13 protein-coding genes are annotated in these 13,802 nt (G+C 64.9%); 8 read left to right on the forward strand and 5 right to left on the reverse strand.

All coding sequences use genetic code 11. The features are described from left to right. Window positions 1-88 precede the first annotated feature (88 nt). The 3 genes from CCK87_RS05350 (at window position 89) to CCK87_RS05360 (ending at window position 1,999) form a co-directional block, all read left to right on the forward strand. Window positions 89-565 (forward strand): FHA domain-containing protein, encoded by a 477-nt coding sequence (locus CCK87_RS05350; RefSeq protein WP_228515454.1) that lies wholly within the window; start codon window positions 89-91, stop codon window positions 563-565. Further along, window positions 566-1,267, forward strand: coding sequence for a MerR family transcriptional regulator (locus tag CCK87_RS05355; RefSeq protein ID WP_086460460.1), 702 nt, complete (start codon window positions 566-568; stop codon window positions 1,265-1,267). Window positions 1,268-1,513: 246 nt separating this feature from the next. Next, on the forward strand, window positions 1,514-1,999 hold the full coding sequence (locus CCK87_RS05360) for a MerR family transcriptional regulator (RefSeq protein WP_086461177.1): 486 nt from the start codon (window positions 1,514-1,516) through the stop codon (window positions 1,997-1,999). Between the two features lie 123 nt (window positions 2,000-2,122). Here CCK87_RS05360 and CCK87_RS05365 read toward each other — a convergent pair whose 3' ends face one another. Then, on the reverse strand, window positions 2,123-2,941 hold the full coding sequence (locus tag CCK87_RS05365; RefSeq protein WP_086461178.1) for a ParA family protein: 819 nt from the start codon (window positions 2,939-2,941) through the stop codon (window positions 2,123-2,125). 76 nt (window positions 2,942-3,017) lie between these two features. Here CCK87_RS05365 and CCK87_RS05370 point away from each other — a divergent pair, with 76 nt between their 5' ends. Further along, window positions 3,018-6,425 (forward strand): pyruvate carboxylase, encoded by a 3,408-nt coding sequence (locus CCK87_RS05370; protein ID WP_086460461.1) that lies wholly within the window; start codon window positions 3,018-3,020, stop codon window positions 6,423-6,425. Then, window positions 6,422-6,913, forward strand: coding sequence for a peptide deformylase (locus CCK87_RS05375; protein ID WP_086460462.1), 492 nt, complete (start codon window positions 6,422-6,424; stop codon window positions 6,911-6,913). Before CCK87_RS05370 ends, CCK87_RS05375 begins: the two co-directional genes overlap by 4 nt. Here CCK87_RS05375 and CCK87_RS05380 read toward each other — a convergent pair. The 4 genes from CCK87_RS05380 to CCK87_RS05395 all read right to left on the reverse strand — a co-directional run bounded on the left by CCK87_RS05380 (window position 6,910) and on the right by CCK87_RS05395 (window position 10,509). Beyond that, window positions 6,910-7,572, reverse strand: coding sequence for a helix-turn-helix domain-containing protein (locus CCK87_RS05380; protein WP_086460463.1), 663 nt, complete (start codon window positions 7,570-7,572; stop codon window positions 6,910-6,912). The two genes, CCK87_RS05375 and CCK87_RS05380, sit on opposite strands and share 4 nt — an antisense overlap. 96 nt (window positions 7,573-7,668) lie before the next feature. Continuing rightward, the gene (aroQ, locus tag CCK87_RS05385; protein WP_086460464.1) at window positions 7,669-8,343 is read right to left on the reverse strand and encodes a gamma subclass chorismate mutase AroQ; all 675 of its coding nucleotides are present in this window, start codon (window positions 8,341-8,343) and stop codon (window positions 7,669-7,671) included. A 22-nt stretch (window positions 8,344-8,365) separates the two neighbouring features. Further along, entirely contained in the window at window positions 8,366-8,560 is a 195-nt protein-coding gene (locus tag CCK87_RS05390) for a hypothetical protein (protein ID WP_086460465.1), read from the reverse strand. Between the two features lie 122 nt (window positions 8,561-8,682). Beyond that, a complete protein-coding gene (locus CCK87_RS05395; protein ID WP_086460466.1) occupies window positions 8,683-10,509 on the reverse strand; it encodes an AMP-dependent synthetase/ligase in 1,827 nt (608 codons plus the stop codon). 183 nt (window positions 10,510-10,692) lie between these two features. On the opposite strand from CCK87_RS05395, the gene CCK87_RS05400 reads away from it, so the two are divergent. From CCK87_RS05400 to CCK87_RS05410, 3 genes are all read left to right on the forward strand, one after another. After that, window positions 10,693-11,640 carry an ROK family glucokinase gene (locus tag CCK87_RS05400; RefSeq protein WP_086460467.1) on the forward strand — a complete coding sequence of 316 codons (948 nt, stop codon included), beginning with the start codon at window positions 10,693-10,695 and terminating at the stop codon, window positions 11,638-11,640. A gap of 14 nt (window positions 11,641-11,654) precedes the next feature. Continuing rightward, the gene (locus CCK87_RS05405) at window positions 11,655-12,344 is read left to right on the forward strand and encodes a lysophospholipid acyltransferase family protein (protein ID WP_086460468.1); all 690 of its coding nucleotides are present in this window, start codon (window positions 11,655-11,657) and stop codon (window positions 12,342-12,344) included. Window positions 12,345-12,448: 104 nt separating this feature from the next. After that, window positions 12,449-13,786 carry a class II 3-deoxy-7-phosphoheptulonate synthase gene (locus CCK87_RS05410; RefSeq protein ID WP_086461179.1) on the forward strand — a complete coding sequence of 446 codons (1,338 nt, stop codon included), beginning with the start codon at window positions 12,449-12,451 and terminating at the stop codon, window positions 13,784-13,786. Window positions 13,787-13,802 lie beyond the last annotated feature (16 nt).

Genomic DNA, 13,802 nt, shown 5'->3' on the forward strand with positions numbered 1-13,802 from the left:
CACGCACCTGCGGGCGGCTGTTCGGCGTATTCCCTGCTCGCGAGCAGACTCGTATCGGCTACGCTGGACACCCTAGGAGGTCACGAACTTGGCTGATGACACGAACGCACACGAGTCCGCGAACCGCGCACGCAACGAAACTGACACGACACTGCACTTCACTGCAGAATTCGCGGCCCAACTGGCGGCTCTCGAGGGTGGAGTCACGGCGGAAGAGCTCGAGGCTATCGCCGCTCTACCGTCAGGATCTGCTCTTCTGATCGTGCGCCGTGGGCCCAACAACGGAGCTCGCTTCCTCCTCGACTCCGACAGCACGATCGCCGGGCGTCACCCCGAAGCAGACATCTTTCTCGACGACGTCACGGTGTCCCGCAAACATGCGGCCTTCACCCGACGGGCCAACGCCTTCGAAGTCACCGACCTCGGCTCGCTCAATGGCACGTACTTCGACGGTGTGCGGGTCGACCGGGCTCTTCTGAGCGACGGCGCCGAAGTGCAGGTCGGCAAGTTCCGCCTCACGTTCTATCCGTCGCGGCTCGACGTCGTCACCGCACCCGGCGAGTAGATGGCCGCCACACCCGCATCGGCGCGCGGATCGGCATCGGCTCAGCTACTCAGCATCGGCCAGGTTCTCGCCCGACTGACGCCCGAATTTCCTGATCTCACCCCATCGAAGCTTCGCTTTCTCGAAGAGAGAGGGCTTGTGCGGCCCGCTCGAACCGAGTCGGGCTACCGCAAGTTCTGCCAGCAAGACCTCGATCGGCTCCGGCTCATCCTCACGATGCAACGAGATCGCTACCTGCCGCTCGTCGTCATCAAGTCATACCTCGACGATGTCGACGCGGGCCTGGGGCCGCTCCTTCCCGGGTCGACGACAGATCATGGTCCGTCGATGCTGCCGAGCGGTCGACGCCTCAGTCGTGATGAATTGATCCGCGAAGCCGGCGCCACTCCGATGCTGCTTCAAGACGCCGTGTCGGCTTCGGTCATCACTCCGGGCGAGACGTTCGGAGACGACACCCTCGCGGTATTGAAGGCCCTGGTGGAACTCCAGCGCTGTGGCATCGAACCACGCCATCTTCGCGGCTTCCGTGTTGCCGCGGAGAGAGAACTCGGGCTCATCGAGAGCGCGCTTGTGCCCGTGTCGAGGCGCAATGACGCGTCGAGCCGTGCGCGCGCGGCAGAACTCGCCGTCGAGATCGCGGGGCAGCTCGAGATCGTCAGAGGCAGTCTGATCAGATCGGCTCTCGGGCGACTCGTTCCCTGAGCGGCAGGGGTCGTAGACTGGCTCCAGGTCGACTCTGCACGACACGCCGACCCTTAAACACGGATGTCGTTGCTGCCGACCGATCCCCTAGCTAGCGTGGACTGAGTAGACACAGGCGGTTTTCAACGGCCGACAATTTTTCTGGAAGAGGCGCGTTTCTTGAGCGAGAACATCGGGACCGGTGCCGGACCAGGCACGAAGCGCAGCGACGATGCTCGCTTCGACGGCCTTCTCTTCACCGACGGCATGGCCGAACTCGACGCCGACTCGGGATACCGCGGAGCAGTTGCTGCCCGCGCAGCCGGAATCACCTACCGCCAGCTCGACTACTGGGCGCGCACCGCACTCGTCGAACCGACTGTTCGTGGCGCAGCCGGGTCGGGTTCGCAGCGCCTCTACGGGTTCCGAGACATTCTCGTGCTCAAGCTCGTGAAGCGTCTTCTCGACACGGGCATCTCGCTGCAGCAGATCCGCACAGCGATCGAGCAGCTCCGCGAGGCCGGCATCAACGACCTCGCACAGACGACCCTCATGAGCGATGGGGCCAGCGTCTATCTGTGCACCTCGAACGACGAGGTCATCGACCTGGTCAGCCGCGGTCAGGGCGTCTTCGGCATCGCCGTAGGCAAGGTGCTGAGGGAGGTCGAGACAACGCTCGTCTCGATCGACTCGAGTGTTCCCGACCCGATGGACGAACTCGCCGCACGCCGGGCGAACCGCAAGATCTCCTAGGTCACGCTTCGACGAACTCGTCGAACCAGCAGCGAACACGCGCTCAGTCGAGCGCTCTCGGCACGCCGTCGTCGACGAGCTCAGCGAACGGCATCCGTTCCCTGAGCCTGTCGAAGGGGAGATCTAGCCGCGGGTGGGCTTGGTCTCGGCGTACTCGCCGAGTCGCCCCGTGCGCATCACGCGCTCGAGAAGAAGATCGAAGTTGCGTGCCATCTCCTGCGCGCCCTCTCCTGGCCACACATGCAGGGGCTTCGCCGCACCCTGCGCCTGCTGCAGCGACGTACGCTCGGGCAGCTGAGGGCTGAGAACCAGGGGACCGAACATATCGCGCAATTCTTTGATGCGGAACTGGTGCTCCAACGACTGCGACCGCACACGGTTCACGATGATTCCGAGCGGCTGGAGCCGGGGGCTGAGGCCTCGGCGGATCTCTTCGATCGCGCGAAGCGCTCTGTCGGCCGCTGCCACGGAGAAGAGTCCAGGCTCGGTGACGACACTGACCCGGTCGCTCGCTGCCCACGCCGTGCGGGTGAGCGCGTTGAGCGAGGGTGCACAGTCGATCAGCACGAGGTCGTAATCGGCCTCGACGGTGGCGAGGGCTTCTTCGAGTTTCCAGATGTCGCGGATGCTCGGATGAGGGCCATCGAAGTTGAGGGCAGACGGGCTGCCGATCAGCACATCGATCTTGCCGCCACGATCCTTGGTCCAGCCGCTGGGAGCGATGGCCGCGCGAACGACCTTCTCTTTGGGACTGGCCAGAACATCGGCCACATTGAGGTGACCGGCGACACGAATGTCCATGCCGGTCGAGACATCGGACTGGGGGTCAAGATCGACGACGAGGGTACGCAAGCCCTTTGCAAAAGCGGCCGAGGCGAGCCCGAGCGTCACCGTGGTCTTGCCCACTCCTCCCTTGAGGGAGCTGACGCTGAGTACATGCACGGACACCACGTTACCTTTACTAGGCTGAGACAACCTAACCGTGCGCTTTATGCGCACGTATTTGTGAAAGGCCCCCATGTTCTCCAAGATTCTCGTCGCCAACCGTGGAGAGATCGCCATCAGGGCATTCCGTGCGGCGTATGAACTCGGCGCGAAGACCGTCGCGGTCTTCCCCTACGAAGACCGAAACAGCATGCATCGGCTCAAGGCCGACGAGGCGTACCAGATCGGCGAGATCGGCCACCCTGTGCGTGCGTACCTCGATGTGGGCGAGATCATTCGTGTCGCCCTCGAGAGTGGCGCCGACGCCATCTACCCCGGCTACGGTTTCCTCTCCGAGAATCCCGAACTCGCCGAAGCCGCCCGCGCGGCGGGGATCACCTTCATCGGCCCGGGCTCTCACGTTCTCGAGATGGCCGGAAACAAGGTCACGGCAAAAGACCACGCGATCGCGGCGGGTGTGCCCGTGCTCCGATCCACTCCTGCCTCACGGGATCTCGATGTGCTTCTGGCCGGGGCCGACGACATCGGCTTCCCCCTCTTTGCAAAAGCGGTCGCCGGCGGCGGCGGTCGGGGGATGCGCAGGGTCGAGTCGAAGGCCGAGTTGAGAGAAGCGCTCGAGGCGGCTATGCGGGAGGCCGACAGCGCGTTCGGCGACTCCACCATGTTCCTCGAGCAGGCGGTCCTGCGCCCGAGGCACATCGAGGTACAGATCCTTGCCGACGCGACGGGGGAGACTCTGCACCTCTTCGAGCGCGACTGTTCGGTTCAACGGCGCAACCAGAAGGTCATCGAGATCGCACCGGCGCCGAACATCAGCGACGAACTGCGCGAGGCCCTGCACCGAGACGCGATCGCCTTCGCGCGATCGATCGGATATGTGAATGCCGGCACGGTCGAATTCCTCGTAGACACAGTGGGGGACCGCGCGGGTGAACACGTCTTCATCGAGATGAACCCGCGCATCCAGGTCGAGCACACGGTTACAGAAGAGGTCACCGACGTAGACCTCGTGCAGTCGCAGATGCTCATCGCTTCCGGCGTCACGCTCGCCGAGATGGGGCTGTCGCAAGACAGCATCGTGCTTCGCGGTGCGGCACTGCAGTGCCGGATCACGACCGAAGACCCGACCGCCGGGTTCCGACCCGACACCGGAAAGATCACGACATATCGGTCACCGGGAGGCGCCGGCATCCGGCTCGACGGCGGAACCATCAACCCGGGCGCGCAGATCAGCCCCCACTTCGACTCGATGCTGGCGAAGCTCACCTGCCGAGGCCGCGACTTCTCGGCCGCCGTCCGACGCTCCAAACGGGCCCTTGCCGAGTTCCGCATTCGCGGGGTCTCCACCAACATCCCCTTCTTGCAGGCCGTACTCGAAGACCCGAGCTTCGAAGCGGGCGACCTGAGCACCTCGTTCATCGATGAGCGTCCCGAACTGCTTCGAGGCCATGTCTCGAAAGACAGGGGAACCAAGATCCTCAACTGGCTCGCGGATGTGACGGTCAACCAGCCCAACGGTGCTCGTCTGTCGAGCGTGAATCCTCTCGACAAACTTCCCGCGATCGATCTCGATGCTCCCGCGCCGAGCGGTTCGAGGCAGCGGCTTCTCGAGCTCGGACCGCAGGGCTTCGCACGCGCCCTTCGCGCACAGACTGCTCTCGCGGTGACAGAGACCACGTTCCGCGACGCGCATCAGTCGCTTCTGGCCACCCGCGTGCGCACGCGAGACCTGCTCGCGGTCGCGCCCTACGTCGCTCGTATGACGCCCGAGCTTCTGTCTGTCGAAGCCTGGGGTGGCGCGACGTACGACGTCGCGCTCAGATTCTTGGGAGAAGACCCGTGGGAGCGCCTCGCCTCGCTGCGGGAAGCGGTTCCGAACGTCGCCCTGCAGATGCTGCTGAGGGGGCGCAACACGGTGGGGTACACCCCATACCCGACCGAGGTCACCGACGCCTTCGTGCGCGAGGCAGCCAAGACCGGCGTCGACATCTTCCGCATCTTCGACGCGCTCAACGATGTCGGACAGATGCGCCCCGCCATCGACTCGGTGCTCGAGACGGGCCATGCCGTCGCCGAGGTGGCAGTCTGCTACACCGGCGATCTGCTCGACCCGGCAGAAGATCTCTACACCCTCGACTACTACCTGCGGCTGGCGGAGCAGATCGTGGAATCGGGCGCGCACGTGCTCGCGATCAAAGACATGGCTGGCCTCCTGCGTCCGGCCGCGGCCGAGAAGTTGGTCACGGCCTTCCGCGCCAACTTCGATCTACCCGTGCATGTGCACACCCATGACACTCCGGGCGGCCAGTTGGCTACGCTCCTCGCTGCGAGCCGGGCAGGTGCCGATGCGGTCGACGTGGCGAGCGCTCCGATGGCCGGCACGACGAGCCAGCCGTCGGCATCCAGTCTCGTCGCCGCGCTCGCGCACACCGACCGCGATACCGGCATCTCGCTTCGCTCCGTACTCGACCTCGAGCCTTATTGGGAGGCCGTGCGCACGGTGTACCGCCCGTTCGAGTCGGGTCTCGCCGGTCCCACGGGGCGGGTGTACAGCCACGAGATCCCTGGCGGCCAGCTGTCGAACCTGCGCCAGCAGGCGATCGCGCTCGGGCTCGCCGACGACTTCGAACGCATCGAAGACCTGTACGCCGCGGCGAACAAGATTCTCGGTCGCGTGCCGAAGGTCACGCCATCGTCGAAGGTCGTGGGCGATCTCGCCCTGCACCTCGCCGCTGTCAAGGCCGACCCGGAGGACTTCGAACAGAACCCGCAGAACTACGACATCCCCGACTCGGTGATCGGGTTCATGGCGGGCGAGCTCGGCGAGCTTCCGGGCGGATGGCCGGAGCCGTTCCGCACCAAGGTCCTGAAGGGCCGCGAGGTGAAGATCGGGGTCACCCCGCTCGAACAGGCCGACGCCGACACCCTGGCGGGCGACGACAGCGCGGCGATCAGGTCGACGCTGAACAGATTGCTGTTCGCCGGGCCGACGAAGGCCTTCGAGCAGGTGCGCGAGCAGTACGGCGACCTGTCGGTGGTCGATACGGTCGATTATCTCTACGGCCTCCGCCAGGGCGTCGAGAACGTCGTCGAGATCGATAAGGGCGTCAAGCTCTACGTCGGCCTCGAGGCGATCGGCACGGCCGACGACAAGGGTATGCGTACGGTCATGACCATACTCAACGGGCAACTCCGCCCGGTGTTCGTCAGAGACCGCAGCATCACCGTCGAGACCACAGCGGCCGAGAAGGCCGATCCGTCGAAGCCCGGTCAGGTTGCCGCTCCGTTCTCGGGCGTGGTGACGCTGAAGGTCGCCGAGGGTTCCGTCGTGGCGGCGGGGGAGTCGGTCGCGACCATCGAGGCGATGAAGATGGAGGCTGCCATCACAGCCCCCATCGCGGGGAGGGTCAGTCGTGTCGCGATCCCCGTGACGCAACAGGTCGAAGCAGGCGACCTTCTCGTCGTGGTGGCCGCCCAGTGAGCGCGCGCGAGATCCGCCTCTTCGGTGACCCTGTTCTGAAGACCGTCTCCGATCCTGTGACCGAGATCGACGATCGCATCCGAGGTCTCGTAGAAGACCTGCTAGACAGCGTGCGTCTGCCGGGGCGCGCGGGCGTGGCCGCGTCGCAGATCGGCGTCAACCTGCGTGCGTTCAGCTACAACGTCGACGGAAAGGTCGGGTACATCCTCAACCCCACGCTCGTCGAGCTGTCCGGCGAGCCCGAGCTCGTCGACGAGGGGTGTCTCTCGGTACCCGGGCTGTGGTTCCCCACTCTCCGGCATCCGTTCGCGCGCGCGACGGGCATCGACCTCGACGGCAATGACATCGAGGTCTCGGGTACCGGCGTGATGGCCCAGGCTCTTCAGCACGAGACCGACCACCTCGACGGACTGCTCTACCTGGATCGGCTCGACAAGCCGGCCCGGCGAGAGGCCATGAAGCAGGTTCGAGAGTCCGACTGGTTCTAGGCCGCGTCAGGATCGGGCGTGGGGTGGTCGATCTCTGTCGTGTCTAGGGCGCTCACTCGCTCGACGCGTTCTGCCGCGTCTGAGATGCCCCACGATTCGAAGAGCGGCGCCCACAGCGACTTGAGTCGAATCTCGAACTCGTCGGCGCTCACCGTCATCGACCCGCCCCAGAGCCCGAACGTGGCGCTGAGGAGCAGGGCGACGGTCCGGTCGGGCAGATCCTCGGGGTTGCCGCCAGAGTCGCTTACCGCGAGTTCGAGCTGTTGCCTGACGACCGCGGCCCAATCGAACTCACGAGGCACCTCGATTTTGGCCTCGAGGAGTTCGTGAAGCAGTCGCGTCGCGCCTCCCGCTATCGGGCACGAGCGAGCGTCGAGAGACGTTGTCAGAAGAAAGGCCGTGAGCCGTTCGAGTCCCGGCTGCTGAGGCAGCCGCTCGTAGAGGCTCTTCCACCGGTGCTGTTGCTGTTCGATCACGGCGGTCGCGAGTGCGAGCTTCGAGGGGAACAGATGGTATCCGATGGCGGACTTCGGCTTGCCCATCGCCTCAGCAACGCGAGAGAAGGTCGTCGCCTCGTACCCGAAGGTGCCGAACTGCCGCCCCGCTGCCTCGATGATGGCAGCCTTCGAGGCCTCCATCGCTTGTACTCGGCGATTCATGAGCCTCCTCTGCCGCTGTCCGGATCTCTGCAAAAGGCCAATTATACGGAGATCGAGCGTCGCCTTCAGCGTGGGGTGCGACCGCGGAGTGCCAGGTCAGCTCGCGCAGAAAGACGCCCAGGCTACTCTCACGGCCTTGCGCTCGAGCGAATCCATGCCCGGATACGTTCGGTCGCGCTCTGCATCGACGGCGTGTGAACATCTCGAGTCGTTCGCCACGACGGATGCGTCGCCGATGGCCGTCACGAGCGCGGTGTCGATCGAGTCCAATTGGGGGCGAATCGTCGTGAGGTCAGGAGCGGTCGTGGGAGGCGTCTCGACATTGTGCTTCCACGCGGTGAACAGGCCGTTCTGCACCACCTTGCTGGCGGCGATCTGCGCACGGATGACGCGCTCCACGAGAGCCGGGTCGACGCCGTCCTTCGTGGCGAGAGCCACAGCTTCGTCGACGACGGCCTGCTCTCGTACGGCATCCGTGATGGGCTTTCCGCTCAGCCACTTCGACTGGGCGACGGGCTCGGCGAGGGCGAGCCGTTGTGCCACGAGTGACCCGATCGGATCGAGCGCGTCCGCGTCGGCGGAACGGTGCTCTGCTGAGCCGGTGACCGACGACGTCTGCGCGGTGGCGGAAGTCATTGTGGCCGCCGTAGCGCCCTGGGCGGATCCGACCGCGCCCGTGAAGGCGAGGCCGAGAATCACTGCGCCGGCGAGGGCGCGGGGTACGCCGGTGTGCCGAGCCGTCGACTCTGTCGTGGTGCGGATGCGTGACATGGTGGTCTCCCTTGCTGAGTGGTCAGCCGCGTCGGCGGCGCGCCGCGGCGGTTCGTCTGATGAAGCTCGTCAGGGAGTGGGCGAGGTCGGCGCTGAGAGAGTAGCTTCCGAGATGGTCGTGACCGATCAGGCAGTCGCACTCCATCACGAGTGGCTCGTCGACGTTGGGGACGTGACAGATCGCGTTGTGTACAACTCGGTTCTCGGACTCGTCCATCCTCGCTCACCTTCCTAGACGATCGTCTAAGAAGATGATTCACGAGCGCGCTGGACAACACCGACCAAACGGGCGGGTTGTCAGTGAATCGGAAGCTTGAGGGGCGAGCCCCGGTGGTGGGGTCAGAGAATGAGCGACTGGCCCTCGGTGGCGGGCGCAGCCTGATAGATACGCTCGACGTCGTCGGCGAAATCCTTCATGATCACGTGTCGCTTGATCGTGAGCTTCGGAGTCAGATGACCCGAGTCCTCGGTCAAGTCGTTGCTCAGCACCACGAACTTGCGGATGGACTCGGCTCGCGAAACAGTGCTGTTCGCCTGGTCGACCGCGCGCTGGATCTCGGCGAGCACGGCAGGGTTCTGGGCGGCGTCGGCAAGCGAGAGGTCGGATGGCTGGCCGTTGTTGGCGAGCCAGACAGGAAGCATCTCGGGATCGAGCGTGATCAGCGCAGAGATGAAGGGCTTCTGATCGCCGACCACGATCACCTGCCCCACAAGAGGATTCGCGCGGATCGGATCCTCGAGAACGGCCGGCGCGACGTTCTTGCCGGCCGCGGTCACGATGATCTCCTTCTTGCGGCCGGTGATGGTGAGGAAGCCGTCGGAGTCGAACGCGCCGATGTCGCCGGTCTTGAACCAGACGCCATCCATCGCCTCCCGGGTCGCCTCCTCGTTGTTCCAGTACCCGGCGAACACGTTGACGCCGGTGACCTGGATCTCGCCGTCGTCGGCGATCCGGACTCCCACTCCCGGGAGCGCAGGGCCGACGGTGCCGATCTTGAACTTCGACACGAGGTTGACGGTCGCGGGCGCGGTCGTCTCGGTGAGACCGTAGCCCTCGAGGATCTTGATGCCCAGGCTGCGGTAGAAGTGGCCGAGACGGTGGCCGAGGGGGGCCGAGCCCGATACGGCGTACTGCACGCGACCGCCCATGGCCTGGCGGATCTTCGAGAGCACGAGACGATCGAAGAGAGCGAATCTCAGTCGCAGGCCGAGAGGGACCTTGCCGGCATCCAGGGCGACCGAGTGCTCGATCGCGGCCGCGGCGGCCTTGCGGAAGATGGCACCCTTTCCTCCTGTCTCCGCCTTCTGCTCGGAGGAGTTGTAGACCTTCTCGAAGACTCGCGGCACGGCGAGGAGGAAGGTCGGTCGGAAGCTTGCGAGTGAGGTCAGCAGCTTCTTGGTGTCGGGCTGGTGACCCACCTTCACACCGGCGTGCACGCAGAGCACCGAGATGAACCGGGCGAAGATGTGCGCCGTGGTGATGAACAGCAGCGTGGATGCGCCCGGCCCGAGCATCTCCTGCATCACGACCCCGGCGTTGCGACTCAGCTCGACGAAGTTGGAGTGCGTCAAGATGCACCCCTTCGGCCGCCCGGTCGTTCCCGAGGTGTAGATGAGCGTGGCCAGATCGCTGCCTTTGGCGAGGGAGCGTGCCTCCTCGAGCGCCTCGTCGCTGACACCGGTGCCGGAGGAGACGATCTTGTCGAGGTCGCCGAGATCGATCTGCCAGACCCGGTCGATCAGCGGGAGGTCGGGGTGAACCTCGTCGAACTTGGCGAAGTGGTCGGCGGTTTCGAGGATCACGGCGACGGCGCCCGAGTCGCTGAGATTCCACTGCACCTGGCTGGGCGACGAGGTCTCGTAGATCGGAACAAGGATCGCTCCCGCGAACCACGTGGCGAAATCGACGACCGTCCACTCGTACCGCGTTTTGCACATGAAACCGATCTTGTCGCCCGGTTTGATGCCGCGGGCGATGAGTCCCTTGGCCGTCGCACGAACGCGATGCAGGAACTCGGCCACGGTGATCTCGCTCCAGCCGTCATCTCCGTCGGGGATGGCGAACAGTGGCGCATCCGGTGTCGCCGCTGCTCGAGCGAGCAGCAGGTCGGTGACGTTCGCGTCGGGGTCGGCCTTCACGACGGCGGGTACAGAGAATTCTTCCACGTCAACTCCTTTGTCAACAGGTCAATGTGCTCGTCGGCGCTTGAGGCCGATGCTCCGGTCAAATGGTGCTGGATGGCGCCGGATAACTACACTCTACTTGGCGCACTCGACCGTTTGTCGGAACGCGCATCGCAAGCGACGTCCTCGCCCCAGCGGCCGTCGACGTGGAAGGACACGGGTTTCATGCACGCCATCGGCATCGACATCGGCGGAACGAAGATCGCTGGCGCGTTGGTCGACGACCTCGGGCAGATCGTGCGATTCGACCGACGACCCACCCAGGCCGTCGACATCCAGAACATCGAGGACTCGGTCGTCGCGATGATCACCGAGCTCGCAGACGGCTACGACGTCGCCGCGGTCGGCGTGGCCGCCGCCGGATTCATCGATGCTGCTCAGTCGACGGTGTACTACGCCCCGAACATCAGCTACCGCAACGAACCGTTCCGCGAAAAGCTCGAGCGGCGCGTGCCCTATCGCGTCATCATCGAGAACGATGCGAATGCGGCGGGATGGGCCGAGTTCCGCTACGGCGCGGGCCGCCTGGTCAGCGACATGTGCATGCTCACCATCGGAACGGGGGTCGGGGGAGCCATCGTCTCCTCTGATCGCATGTTCCGCGGTGGCTTCGGCGCGGCGGCAGAGTTGGGCCACATGCGCGTCGTTCCCGACGGGCTTCCCTGTGGATGCGGTGCCCGCGGCTGCATCGAGCAGTATGGCTCTGGCCGAGCGCTCCTGCGCTACTCGAACGAGTTGGCGGATGCCGGCGGCATCGGCATCGCTCTGGCGGCCGCTCGGACTCGTGTCGGCGTGTTGACGGGCCACGAGGTGAGCGAACTCATCCAGACGGGCGACCCCGGCGCCCTCGCGGCCCTTCGCGAGCTCGGTCATTGGATCGGACAGGCGAGTGCCAGCCTGGCCGCTGTGCTCGATCCCCAACTGTTCGTGATCGGTGGAGGGGTCGCTCAAGCCGGAAACCTGCTGCTCGACCCCATCCGACAGTCTTTTCTCGACAATCTGCCCGCTCGCGGGTATCACCCGGAACCGGAGTTCAGGATCGCCGAACTCGTCAACGATGCGGGGGTCGTCGGCGCCGCCGATCTCGCACGTCTCTACGCCGCGCAGATCTGAGCCGAAGGCACACGATGTTCTACTGGATCATGAAGAACCTGATCGCCGGGCCTATCGTGCTCACGGTGTTCCGTCCGTGGATTCGAGGACTCGAGAACGTGCCGCGCACGGGCGGAGCCATTCTGGCTAGCAATCATCTCTCGTTCATCGACTCCGTGATCCTTCCCCTCGTGCTCTCGAGGCGCGTGTCCTTCCTCGCCAAAAGCGACTACTTCACGGGCAAGGGCATCAAGGGTGCTCTCGTGCGGGGCTTCTTTCTCGCAACCGGTCAGTTGCCGATCGACCGGTCCGGCGGCAAGGCATCGGAGGCCTCGCTGAACACGGGACTCGCCGTACTGGGCCGGGGCGACCTCCTCGGTATCTACCCGGAAGGCACCCGGAGTCCGGACGCAAAGATGTATCGGGGCCGAACCGGTGTGGCGCGGATGGTCCTCGAGGCCGGCGTTCCCGTCATTCCCGTCGCGATGATCGATACGCACAAGGTGATGGCCATCGGCACGAAGGTCCCGAAGATCAGGAGAGTTGGCGTCATCATCGGCCAGCCGCTAGATTTCTCTAGGTTCGAGGGGTTGGAATCCGACCGATTCATCCTTCGGAGCGTCACCGACGAGATCATGTACGAACTGCAGCGGCTCTCGGGCCAGGAATATGCAGATGTCTACGCGACTTCGGTAAAGGAGAAACGGACGAGCGTCGTTCGTTGACGCGGACGGCCTTCACCTGGCTGGACCGCACACTCGAAAGCAACAGATACGGAATCCCTCACGTGGTAGATCCAACCGAACTGGTCGTTCAAGCAGATGAGTCTGTGATCGCCGGGTTGGACTATTGGCGAGGTCTCCCGGTCAAGCAGCAGCCGACTTGGCCAGACAGCGTAGCGGTAGAGTCCGCATCTGCTGAGATCGCGGGCCTGCCGCCACTCGTCTTCGCCGGCGAGGTCGACAACCTCAGAGACAGGCTGGCTGTGGCCGCCCGCGGAGAAGCGTTCCTGCTTCAGGGAGGCGACTGCGCCGAGACCTTCTCCGGCGCGACGGCAGAGCAGATCCGCAATCGGGTCAAGACGGTGCTGCAGATGGCCGTCGTTCTCACCTACGGCGCCTCGATGCCCGTCATCAAGATGGGACGCATGGCCGGGCAGTTCGCGAAGCCTCGCTCGAGCGACACCGAGACACGGGGATCCGTCACGCTGCCCGCCTACCGCGGAGACATCGTCAATGGGTACGACTTCACTCCCGAGTCCCGCGAGGCAGACCCTCGTCGACTCGTGCAGGGGTACCACACGGCGGCGTCGACCCTCAATCTGATCCGCGCCTTCACCCAGGGCGGCTTCGCCGACCTGCGACAGGTGCACGACTGGAACAAGGGCTTCACATCGAACCCGGCCAACGTCAGGTACGAGCACCTCGCCCGCGAGATCGACCGGGCCGTCAAGTTCATGATCGCCTGCGGTGCGGACTTCGAGGCGCTGAAGCGCACCGAGTTCTTCGTGAGCCACGAGGCCCTGCTCTTCGATTACGAGCGCCCCATGACGCGCATCGATTCGCGCACGGGAACCCCGTACAACACGTCGAGTCACTTCCTCTGGATCGGCGAGCGTACCCGCGACCTCGACGGGGCGCACGTCGACTTCCTCAGCCGGGTGCGCAACCCGATCGGAGTCAAGCTCGGCCCCACCACGAGTGGCGACGACATGCTGCGGCTCATCGACAAGCTCGACCCGAACAGAGAGCCCGGCCGCCTCACGTTCATCACTCGTATGGGCGCCGGCAAGATCCGCGACGCGTTGCCGCCCCTGCTCGAGACGATCAAGTCGGCTGACGCGACTCCACTGTGGGTCACCGACCCGATGCACGGCAATGGGCTGACCACGCCGACGGGCTACAAGACCCGCCGCTTCGATGACGTCGTCGACGAGGTCAAGGGATTCTTCGAATCCCACCGCGCCGCCGGAACGCACCCGGGCGGCATCCATGTCGAGCTCACGGGTGACGACGTCACGGAGTGCCTCGGCGGCTCCGAGCACATCGACGAGGCCGATCTGGCCACTCGGTACGAGTCGCTGTGCGACCCCCGGCTCAATCACATGCAGTCTCTCGAACTCGCGTTCCTCGTCGCCGAAGAACTCGGCGAGGCTCGAAAGGCCTGACGACGTTCGACCGGTT

It is taken from the genome of Agreia sp. VKM Ac-1783 (assembly GCF_900177765.1).
In the GTDB taxonomy this organism is placed as follows: Bacteria; Actinomycetota; Actinomycetes; order Actinomycetales; family Microbacteriaceae; genus Agreia.

Excerpts from the sequence above, each read along its gene's own strand:
- aroQ (WP_086460464.1), bottom strand. The coding sequence starts at position 8,343 with ATGTCACGCATCCGCACCACGACAGAGTCGACGGCTCGGCACACCGGC.
- CCK87_RS05355 (WP_086460460.1), top strand. The coding sequence starts at position 566 with ATGGCCGCCACACCCGCATCGGCGCGCGGATCGGCATCGGCTCAGCTA.
- CCK87_RS05400 (WP_086460467.1), top strand. The coding sequence starts at position 10,693 with ATGCACGCCATCGGCATCGACATCGGCGGAACGAAGATCGCTGGCGCG.
- CCK87_RS05390 (WP_086460465.1), bottom strand. The coding sequence starts at position 8,560 with ATGGACGAGTCCGAGAACCGAGTTGTACACAACGCGATCTGTCACGTC.
- CCK87_RS05360 (WP_086461177.1), top strand. The coding sequence starts at position 1,514 with ATGGCCGAACTCGACGCCGACTCGGGATACCGCGGAGCAGTTGCTGCC.
- CCK87_RS05405 (WP_086460468.1), top strand. The coding sequence starts at position 11,655 with ATGTTCTACTGGATCATGAAGAACCTGATCGCCGGGCCTATCGTGCTC.
- CCK87_RS05370 (WP_086460461.1), top strand. The coding sequence starts at position 3,018 with ATGTTCTCCAAGATTCTCGTCGCCAACCGTGGAGAGATCGCCATCAGG.
- CCK87_RS05380 (WP_086460463.1), bottom strand. The coding sequence starts at position 7,572 with ATGAATCGCCGAGTACAAGCGATGGAGGCCTCGAAGGCTGCCATCATC.